The sequence below is a fragment of the Streptomyces sp. CO7 genome (genome assembly GCF_053474865.1).
The window spans coordinates 90,850-100,298 of record NZ_JBRIOU010000004.1; the positions used below are offsets into that span (position 1 = coordinate 90,850).

A 9,449-nucleotide genomic window follows, 5' to 3' on the forward strand; every position below is an offset into this window, starting at 1 on the left:
ACGTTGCCCGCCACGTCGCGCTGCGGGAAGAGCTGGTGGTCCTGGAACATCAGGCCCACCCCCCGCCGGTGGGCGGGCACCCGCACCTGGTCGCGGCCGTCCAGCAGCACCCGTCCGGCGTCCACCTGCTGCAGGCCCGCGACAGCCCGCAGCAGCGTCGACTTGCCGCTGCCGCTGGGGCCGAGCACGCAGACGATCTCGTGCTCGGCGACCGCCAGGTCCACCGCGTCCAGGGCGGCGTGCCCGCCGAACCGGACCGTCGTGCCCTCCAGGCTGAGCAGCATCGTCAGAACTCTCCCGTCCGGTCGCCCCGCAGCCGCTCCAGCACCAGCAGGGCCGCCGCGCACACCACCATCAAGATCACCGAAAGGGCCATGGCCTGGCCGTAGTTGAGGTCGCCGGGCCGCCCGATGAGCTTGGCGACGGCGACCGGCAGGGTGGGGTTGTCGGGCCGGGCGATGAACACCGTCGCCCCGAACTCGCCGAGGGACACCGCGAAGGCGAACCCGGCGGCGATCAGCAGCGCCCGGCGCACCATGGGCAGGTCCACCTCGCGCCACACCCGCCAGGGCGAGGCGCCGAGCACCGCGGCGGCCTCCCGCAGACGGTGGTCGACGGCGCGCAGCACCGGCAGCATGGTCCGCACCACGAACGGCACGCCGACCAGCGCCTGCGCCAGCGGGACCAGGATCCAGGTGGAGCGCAGGTCCAGCGGCGGTTCGTCCAGGGCGATCAGGAAGCCGAAGCCCACGGTCACCGCGGAGACGCCCAGCGGCAGCATCAGCAGCGCGTCGAACCCGCGCACCCACCGGCCGGCGTCCCGCCGGGCGAGGGCGGCGGCCGCGAGTCCGCCGATCACCACCGCGATCGCCGTGGCGGCCACCGCGTACTCCAGCGAGTTCCCCACCGCCTCGATCGGCGGGACGAGGAACGCGCCGCCGTCCTCCTCGGTGAGCCGCCGGTAGTAGCCGAGCCCGGCCGAGAAGGACCGCTGCACCAGCACCGCCGGCGGCAGCACGATCAGCACCGCGGTCACCACCAGCACCCCGGCCAGCAGCAGCCGCTGACCGGCGCCGCGCGGCGGGCGCGCGGTGGTGGCCGGGTCGACCAGCCGCAGCGTGGCCTCCCGCCGCCGCACCGTCCAGGCGTGCACGGCGAGGACCCCGCCCACCGCGGCGAACTGCACCAGGCTGAGCACCGCGGCCGTTGACAGGTCGAGCAGGGCGGCGGTCCTGCGGTAGATCTCCGTCTCCAGCGTGGAGACCCCGGGACCGCCGAGGACCTGCACGATGCCGAAAGAGGTGAAGGTGAACAGGAAAATCATCAGTGCCGCCGCGGCGACGGCAGGACCCAGCGCGGGCAGGGTCACCGTCCGCCAGGCCGCGAACCGCGAGGCCCCCAGCATCCGGGCGGCCTCCTCCTGCCCCGGGTCGAGCTGGGCCCACAGCCCGCCGACCGTGCGCACCACCACCGCGAAGTTCACGAACACGTGCGCGAGCAGGATGGCCCACACCGTGCCGTCGAGCCGGACGCCCCACCACTCGTCGAAGAGTCCGCCCCGCCCGATCACCGCGAGGAAGGCCGCGCCGGCCACCACGGTCGGCAGCACGAACGGCACGGTGACGACCGCCCGCAGCAGCTCCCGCCCGGGGAACCGCAGCCGGGCGAACACGTAGGCGGCGGGCAGCGCCACCACCAGGGTGAGCGCCGTGGAGGCCAGGGCCTGCCAGAGCGTGAACCAGAGGACCTCCCGGACCTCCGGCCGCCCCAGCACGCCGGCGGCCTCCCCGAGCTGCCAGCCCCCGTCCTCGCCGCGCAGTCCGCGCAGGACGATGGCAACGACGGGGTAGGCGAAGAAGACCGCGAAGAACGCGACCGGCACGGCCATCAGGCCGAGCCGCGCCGCGTCGCTCCGCAGCCTTCCCGGTGCGCCGGTGCGGGTGGTCACCGCAGGACGAGCGACGACCACTGGTCGACCCACTGGTCACGGTTGGCAGCGATCTTGCCGGGCTCCATCGTCTTCGGGTCCCCGATCTTCACGCCGTGCTCGGTGAAGACCTCCGGCAGCGCGGCGTCCGCACGGACGGGGTTGACGAACATGTTCAGCGGCAGGTCCTCCTGGAACCGCTTGGAGGCCAGGAAGTCCAGCAGCGCCTTGCCGCCCTCGGGGTTCGCCGCGTTCTTCAGCAGGCCCGCGTACTCGACCTGGCGGAAGCAGGTCCCGGTGGCCACCCCGGTGGGTGCCTCCTTCGGCTGCGGATCCGCGTAGACGACCTCGACCGGCGGGGACGAGGCGTAGGAGACGACCAGCGGACGCTCGCCGCCCGCCTGCTTGCCGCCGGCGGACCCCGAGAACTCCTCGTTGTACGCCTGCTCCCAGCCGCTGACCACCTTCAGGCCGTTGGCCTTCAGCTTCTTCCAGTAGTCCTGCCAGCCCTTGTCGCCGTACTCGGCGGCGGTGCCCAGCAGGAAGCCGAGACCGGGCGAGGAGGTGCTCGCGTCCTCGGTGACCAGCAGGTTCCTGTACGCCGGCTTCACCAGGTCGTCGAAGCTCTTCGGCGGCTGGAGGCCCTTCTTCTCGAAGTACGCCTTGTCGTAGTTGACGCAGACGTCGCCGGTGGTGACCGGGGTGGCCTTGTTCCCCTCGACGCGGAACTCCTCGCCGAGCTTCGCCGACTCCTTCGCCTCGTACGGGACGAAGACGTCGTTGGACAGCGCGCGCGAAAGGAGTGTGTTGTCCACGCCGAACAGGACGTCGCCCTGCGGGTGGTCCTTGGTCAGCACGGCCTTGTTGAGGGCCTGCCCGGCGTCGCCGTCCTCCAGGACCTTGACCTTGTAGCCGCTCTCCTTCTCGAAGGCGGCGATCACGCCCTTCGACGCGGCCCAGGAGTCGTGGCTGACCAGGGTGACGGTCTTCTTCCCGCCGGACTCCTGCGCGTCGCCGTCCCCGGAACCGCCGGAGCCGCACGCGGAAAGAGCGAGGGCGAGCACGGCCACCGTCGCGGCGGCGGACCCCTTCGTGACGTGCCTCTTGTTGTGCTTCGTGACGTGCACGGATTTCCTCCTGGATGACCAGGAAGAGACGCCGCCCTGCCAGGGAACCGCGAGGGTTCCCGGGCAGGGCGCAACAGCTCGAGTCGACCGAACTTCCTACCCAGAATGACCTGGGCGAGGTTCAGAGGGTCTGCGGTCGGTACCGCACTCTCAGCGCTGCAGCGCTCCCCTGTCGGATAATCGCTATTCGGATGTGTGACGTGGCCAGATTACCGCTCGGTGGCGGCCAGCTGACCACAGGCCCCGTCGATCTCCTGCCCGCGGGTGTCGCGGACGGTCACCGGCACGCCGTGCGCGGCGATCGCCTCGACGAACGCCTTCTCGTCCTCGGGCCGCGAGGCGGTCCACTTCGAGCCCGGCGTCGGGTTCAGCGGGATGAGGTTGACGTGCGCGGGCTTGCCCTTGAGCAGCCGGCCCAGCCGGTCACCACGCCAGGCCTGGTCGTTGATGTCACGGATCAGCGCGTACTCGATGGACAGGCGGCGCCCCGACTTCGCGGCGTACTCCCAGCCCGCGTCCAGCACCTCCCGCACCTTCCAGCGCGTGTTCACCGGGACCAGCGTGTCGCGCAGGTCGTCGTCCGGGGCGTGCAGCGAGATCGCCAGGCGGCACTTGAAGCCCTCGTCGGAGAACCGGTTGATCGCGGGCACCAGGCCGACCGTCGAGACGGTGATGCCGCGCTGCGACAGCCCGAGACCGTCGGGCTCCGGGTCGGTGAGCCGGCGGATCGCCCCGGTCACCCGGTTGTAGTTGGCGAGCGGCTCGCCCATGCCCATGAACACGATGTTGCTCAGCCGTGCCGGGCCGCCGGGGATCTCCCCGTCACGCAGCGCGCGCATGCCGTCGACGATCTGGTGGACGATCTCCGCGGTGGACAGATTCCGGTCAAGGCCGGCCTGGCCGGTGGCGCAGAACGGGCAGTTCATACCGCAGCCCGCCTGGGAGCTGATGCACATGGTCACCCGGTCCGGGTACCGCATCAGCACCGACTCGACGAGCGTGCCGTCGAACATCTTCCACAGCGTCTTGCGGGTGGTGCCCTCGTCCGTGGACAGGTGCCGCAGCGGGGTCATCAGCTCGGGAAGCAGCGCCTCCTGGAGCTTCGCCCGCGAGCCGGCGGGGATGTCCGTCCACTGCTCCGGGTCGTGCGCGTACCGCGCGAAGTAGTGCGTCGAGAGCTGCTTGGCGCGAAACGGCTTCTCGCCGATCGCGGCCACCGCTTCCTTGCGCTCGGCGGGCGTGAGGTCGGCGAGGTGCCGCGGCGGCTTCTTGGCTCCGCGCGGGGCGACGAAAGTAAGTTCTCCGGGCTTAGGCATGGCTGTACCAGTGTCGCAGATCCACTCCGCTGGCCCCGGCCACACCGAGGTGGGAGCGGTCACGCCGGGCGCTGCCTCTCACCGTTGGCCTGCCTCGCACGGGTATGAGGGTGACCTGCGGCCACGGCGCTGACCAGGAGTCCCGCGGTCTGGCACCACGTCGAGGAGGCTGTCGTGCGAGCGGGCGCAGGCCCAACCGCTCGCCGTTGACCGGACGCGCAGCCGTCCCGGTCTCGCGTCCTGAGCACGTGGTCAGTGCGGATGCCCGTGCTTGTGCAGTGCTGCGCCGGCACGGAACCGCACCCGCCCGCAGCGGTCCTTGGCCTCTTCGGGCGCGTCCTCAGGGCAGCAGCAGTGTGTGGACAGCCACCGCACGTCGTCCGGGTCCAGCCACAGAGGCACCCGGCCCTTGGCGGCTTCCGTCGACGGGTCGGTTTCTTTCATGACGGGACCATACCGAGGACGTCACCCAAGGCTCGGCCCGGTCCGCAACTGGCTGCCGGTGATGCGGAGCGTGGAAGCAGATGCAGAGTTGCTGGCGGACTTCACCGTTGTCGTACGCCATGACGTGCCCGGGGTTGGTGTGGATACCGACGAGCCGGGCCACCTCCACGTCGGAGCCGGTCTCCTTCTTCGTCTCGCACACCGCGGCGTCGCAGAGGATCGTGTCGTGAGGCCGGACTTCCCCGCCGGGCGTCACGTATGGCGGGCTCGAGGCCGTCAATCGGGTGCGGTCGACCCCGCGTCAGTCTGACGGCCCACGGACGGCCCGACCGTAGCGCCGAACCTGGTGGCCACGGCCCCGGCAGCTCGAGCGGACAGGTCCACCGCCGCCGGCAGGCGACCGGCGGCCGCCCGTCATGAGGCGGACCCCGCCTCCAGCTGAGGCCAGGCTGACGCGGTGTCGCCGGTCCTGCTTCCCGAGCTTGTCAGCACTCGGAGCCCGCACAGCGTAGACCGCCGGTTCCTCCTCGCACCGCGGGAGTGGGAAACGCCGAAGCCCCGCTCCACGCCACGGGGGGCGGAACGGGGCATCGGCACGGCGTGGGGTCAGCTGCCGACGAAGATCTCCAGGAGGAGCCACACCACGGGGGCCGTGGGGAGCAGGGAGTCCAGGCGGTCCATGATGCCGCCGTGGCCCGGCAGCAGCGCGCCCATGTCCTTGATGCCCAGGTCCCGCTTGATCATCGACTCGCCGAGGTCGCCCAGCGTGGCGCTGATCGCGACGGCCGTGCCCAGCAGCAGGCCCTGCCACCAGGCGCCGTCGTCCACCAGCAGCGTCATGCAGAGCACGCCCGCGACCATGGAGAAGCCGATCGCGCCGAGCAGGCCCTCGCGGGTCTTGCCGGGGCTGATCCGCGGCGCCAGCTTGTGGGTGCCGAACCGCCAGCCCACCGCGTAGGCGCCGGTGTCGCTGACGATGGTCAGCAGGACGAAGGTGAGCACCCGCTGCGGACCGTCGTCGGCGGTCAGCATGAGGGAGACGAAGGTCGCCAGGAACGGCACGTAGAACGTGGCGAACAGGCCGGCCGAGACGTCCCGCAGGTAGTCCTGCGGGGCAGAGGCCATCCGCCACACCATCACCGCCAGCGCGGTGAACGCCGTGGCCACCCAGGCGCCCTCGGGGCCCGCCGCGTACCCGGCGACCACCATCGCCGAACCGCCGACGATCAGCGGCACCTGCGGCGCCTTGATCCCCTTGCGCTCGGCGAACCGCGAGGTGAGCTCCCACAGGCCGACGGCCACCGCGGCCACCACGACCCCGACGAAGACGGCCTTCACGACGAAGAGCGCGACCAGGACGACGACGCCGAGTCCGAGACCGACCCCTATCGCCGCGCCGAGGTCGCGTCCCGCGCTCTTCTTCTTCCGCTGCCGCGGTTCCTCGGGCCCGTGCGGGGCGGCCGGGGGCGGCTGGGAGGCGTCGGACATGGGCTCCTGCGGCTTCTCGCTGACGACGGGCATGGGGCGGGTGTGCTGGACGGCGTCACCCTGCGGCACGAATGCCCCGTGCTCCGCGATCACATGCCCCGCGGTGCTCCGACGCGCGGCCCCGTGCTGTACGGGGACGACACCTTCCTGCGCGGGCGCGCCGTACGGCTGCCCGTAGGCGCCGTACGGCCCGGACGCCACAGGGACGTCCTGCGCCACCGGTGCCGCATACGACTCACGCGGCGCGTGCGCCGCATGCGCATCGTACGCCGGACCCGTCGGTACAGCTCCCTGGACGGGGCCGCCGGGCGGTCCATACCTCTGCTCGTGCTCGGACGGCCACCCGTGTCCTGCCTGCGGCGGCGCCCCCCAGGAAGAGTCGTTCATCAGACTTCGAGCAGCTCCGCTTCCTTGTGCTTGAGCAGCTCGTCGACCTGGGCGACGTACTTGGCGGTGGTGTCGTCCAGCTCCTTCTCGGCGCGACGGCCCTCGTCCTCGCCGACCTCGCCGTCCTTCACCAGCTTGTCGATGGCGTCCTTGGCCTTGCGGCGCACGGAACGGATCGAGACCTTGGCGTCCTCACCCTTGGTCTTCGCGACCTTGATGTAGTCGCGACGGCGCTCCTCGGTCAGCTCGGGGAACGTCACGCGGATGATGTTGCCGTCGTTGCTCGGGTTCACGCCGAGGTCGGAGTCCCGGATCGCCTGCTCGATGTTGCGCAGCGCGCTCTTGTCGAACGGGGTCACCACGGCCATGCGCGGCTCCGGCACGGAGAACGAGGCCAGCTGGTTGATCGGCGTCAGCGCGCCGTAGTAGTCGGCCACGATCTTGTTGAACATCGCCGGGTGCGCACGGCCGGTGCGGATCGCGGCGAAGTCCTCCTTGGCGACCACGACGGCCTTCTCCATCTTCTCCTCGGCCTCGAGGAGGGTCTCTTCGATCACCACTTGCTCCTGCGTGTCTTGAAGTAGGCCCGTCCGCCGCTCCTGTGCGCGCCGGCGGACGGTTGCGTCGCGTCTTCTTCCTGCACGGTTCCGGACCGGCAGGACATTGTCCATCCCCCGGCCGGGACGTCGCCCGGACCAGGGACCTCACCCGGCACGGCCGGGTGAGGCGCGCCGGTCAGTCCCGGCCGCCCGCGTCGCCCACGAGCGTGCCGATCTTCTCACCATTGACGGCCCTGGCGATATTGCCCGCCGAGAGCAGTTCGAAGACGAGGATCGGCAGGTCGTTGTCACGGCACAGCGTGATGGCGGTCATGTCGGCGACCTTGAGGTCGCGGGTGATGACCTCGCCGTAGCTCAGCGCGTCGTACTTGACCGCGGAGGGGTTGGTGCGGGGGTCGGAGTCGTAGACCCCGTCGACGCCGTTCTTGCCCATCAGCAGGGCCTCGGCGTCGATCTCCAGGGCGCGCTGGGCCGCGGTGGTGTCGGTGGAGAAGTAGGGCATGCCCATACCGGCGCCGAAGATGACCACACGGCCCTTCTCCAGGTGCCGCACGGCGCGCAGGGGGATGTAGGGCTCGGCGACCTGGCCCATGGTGATCGCCGTCTGGACACGCGAGTCGATGCCCTCCTTCTCCAGGAAGTCCTGGAGGGCGAGGCAGTTCATCACCGTGCCGAGCATGCCCATGTAGTCGGATCGGGCGCGGTCCATGCCGCGCTGCTGCAGCTCCGCGCCGCGGAAGAAGTTGCCGCCGCCGATGACGACGGCGATCTCCGCACCGTCCCGGACCACGGCGGCGATCTCGCGCGCGATGGCGTGCACCACGTCCGGGTCGACGCCGAGTCCGCCCCCGCCGGCGAACGCCTCGCCGGACAGCTTCAGCAGATACCGGCCGCGTACATTGCCGTCGTCGCTCTTCTCGGCCTTCGTGGTCATGGGGACTCTCACTTCGTTTGCAGTGCACACACACGAAGAAGGCCATTGCCGGTGGGGTGTGGTTCGCATCCCATGCGGCAATGGCCTCCCTCGTCAGATCTGTTGTCGCCCGCCGCGCGCGAGTGCGTGGCGGCGTACCCGGACGACTGCCTCCGACCTTAGCGGTCGGATCCGTCGATCACGGTACTGACTCAGATGCCGACCTTGATGCGCGCGAAGCGCTTCAGGGTGACACCGGCCTCGTCCAGAACCTTCTGGACGGACTTCTTGTTGTCCAGCGCGTACGGCTGGCCCAGCAGGGTGGCGTCCTTGAAGAAGCCGTTGACACGACCCTCGACGATCTTGGCGATCGCGGCCTCGGGCTTGCCCTCGGCGCGGGTGGTCTCCTCGGCGATGCGACGCTCCTTGTCGACGACGTCGGCCGGGACGTCCTCCTTGGAGAGCCACTGCGGCGCGAACGCGGCGATGTGCTGGGCGATGCCCTTCGCGACCTCGGCGTTCTCCTTGTCGAGCTCGACGAGGACACCGATCTGCGGGGGCAGGTCCGGCATGGTGCGGTGCATGTACGCCAGGACGTAGCCGTCCTTGAACTGGGCGAAGCGGTCCAGGACGATCTTCTCGCCCAGGTTCGCGTTGGCCTCGTCCACGAACGCCTGGACGGTCTTGCCGGCCTCGATCTCGGAGGCGAGCAGGGCGTCGATGTCCGCCGGGGAGGTCTTCACGATGTGCTCGGCGATGGCGTTGGCCACGGCCTGGAACTTCTCGCCCTTGGCGACGAAGTCCGTCTCGCACTTCAGCTCGACGATGACGCCGGCGGAGTTGTCGTCGGCGATGATCTCGACGACGGCGCCGTTCTCGGCGGAACGGCCCTCGCGCTTGGCGACGCCCTTCTGGCCCTTGATGCGGAGCGCCTCGACGGCCGCGTCCACGTCGCCGCTGGCCTCGTCGAGGGCCTTCTTGCAGTCCATCATGCCGGCGCCGGTGAGCTCACGCAGCTTCTTGACGTCGGCGGCGGTGTAGTTCGCCATGTCTGTGCTTCTCTTCTCGGAGTACGAGTGCGAATGGAAGATCTACGGCCCGGACGGCACGGTCGTGGATCCGGCGCGGTCTGGATCCGGCAGGGCCGGGGTTCCTACGCGGTGCTGGGCGATGCCCTTCGCGACCTCGGCGTTCTCCTTGTCGAGCTCGACGAGGACACCGATCTGCGGGGGCAGGTCCGGCATGGTGCGGTGCATGTACGCCAGGACGTAGCCGTCCTTGAACTGG

General features: G+C 70.5%; 9 protein-coding genes and 1 pseudogene. All 10 read right to left on the reverse strand.

Going from position 1 to position 9,449, the window contains the following annotated elements; genetic code table 11:
* On the reverse strand, positions 1–284 hold a 284-nt coding region (locus ACOV8S_RS13085), incomplete at its 3' end, for an ATP-binding cassette domain-containing protein (protein WP_448318003.1).
* Positions 285–286: 2 nt separating this feature from the next.
* Complete coding sequence (locus ACOV8S_RS13090) at positions 287–1,888, reverse strand: ABC transporter permease (protein WP_448318844.1); 1,602 nt, start codon at positions 1,886–1,888, stop codon at positions 287–289.
* A gap of 56 nt (positions 1,889–1,944) precedes the next feature.
* On the reverse strand, positions 1,945–2,997 hold the full coding sequence (locus tag ACOV8S_RS13095) for a thiamine ABC transporter substrate-binding protein (RefSeq protein WP_448318845.1): 1,053 nt from the start codon (positions 2,995–2,997) through the stop codon (positions 1,945–1,947).
* A gap of 266 nt (positions 2,998–3,263) precedes the next feature.
* Positions 3,264–4,370, reverse strand: coding sequence for a 23S rRNA (adenine(2503)-C(2))-methyltransferase RlmN (gene rlmN, locus ACOV8S_RS13100; RefSeq protein WP_351117206.1), 1,107 nt, complete (start codon positions 4,368–4,370; stop codon positions 3,264–3,266).
* Positions 4,371–4,622: 252 nt separating this feature from the next.
* Positions 4,623–4,814, reverse strand: coding sequence for a hypothetical protein (locus ACOV8S_RS13105; protein ID WP_448318004.1), 192 nt, complete (start codon positions 4,812–4,814; stop codon positions 4,623–4,625).
* A 606-nt stretch (positions 4,815–5,420) separates the two neighbouring features.
* The gene (locus tag ACOV8S_RS13110) at positions 5,421–6,689 is read right to left on the reverse strand and encodes a phosphatidate cytidylyltransferase (RefSeq protein ID WP_448318006.1); all 1,269 of its coding nucleotides are present in this window, start codon (positions 6,687–6,689) and stop codon (positions 5,421–5,423) included.
* Positions 6,689–7,246, reverse strand: a complete 558-nt coding sequence (gene frr / locus ACOV8S_RS13115) for a ribosome recycling factor (protein ID WP_166020979.1) — start codon at positions 7,244–7,246, stop codon at positions 6,689–6,691. The genes ACOV8S_RS13110 and frr overlap by 1 nt, the downstream gene beginning before the upstream one ends.
* A 178-nt stretch (positions 7,247–7,424) precedes the next feature.
* Positions 7,425–8,183: a UMP kinase gene (gene pyrH / locus ACOV8S_RS13120; protein ID WP_351112145.1), complete on the reverse strand. Its 759-nt coding sequence runs from the start codon at positions 8,181–8,183 to the stop codon at positions 7,425–7,427.
* A gap of 191 nt (positions 8,184–8,374) precedes the next feature.
* Positions 8,375–9,211 carry a translation elongation factor Ts gene (gene tsf, locus ACOV8S_RS13125; RefSeq protein ID WP_351112143.1) on the reverse strand — a complete coding sequence of 279 codons (837 nt, stop codon included), beginning with the start codon at positions 9,209–9,211 and terminating at the stop codon, positions 8,375–8,377.
* A 111-nt stretch (positions 9,212–9,322) separates the two neighbouring features.
* Positions 9,323–9,449: pseudogene (locus tag ACOV8S_RS13130) on the reverse strand (translation elongation factor Ts); the annotation flags it as partial.

Bases quoted from the DNA above. Each gene is read 5' to 3' on its own strand.
- ACOV8S_RS13090 (WP_448318844.1), bottom strand. From the start codon at position 1,888: ATGGCCGTGCCGGTCGCGTTCTTCGCGGTCTTCTTCGCCTACCCCGTC.
- rlmN (WP_351117206.1), bottom strand. From the start codon at position 4,370: ATGCCTAAGCCCGGAGAACTTACTTTCGTCGCCCCGCGCGGAGCCAAG.
- ACOV8S_RS13105 (WP_448318004.1), bottom strand. From the start codon at position 4,814: ATGAAAGAAACCGACCCGTCGACGGAAGCCGCCAAGGGCCGGGTGCCT.
- ACOV8S_RS13110 (WP_448318006.1), bottom strand. From the start codon at position 6,689: ATGAACGACTCTTCCTGGGGGGCGCCGCCGCAGGCAGGACACGGGTGG.
- pyrH (WP_351112145.1), bottom strand. From the start codon at position 8,183: ATGACCACGAAGGCCGAGAAGAGCGACGACGGCAATGTACGCGGCCGG.
- tsf (WP_351112143.1), bottom strand. From the start codon at position 9,211: ATGGCGAACTACACCGCCGCCGACGTCAAGAAGCTGCGTGAGCTCACC.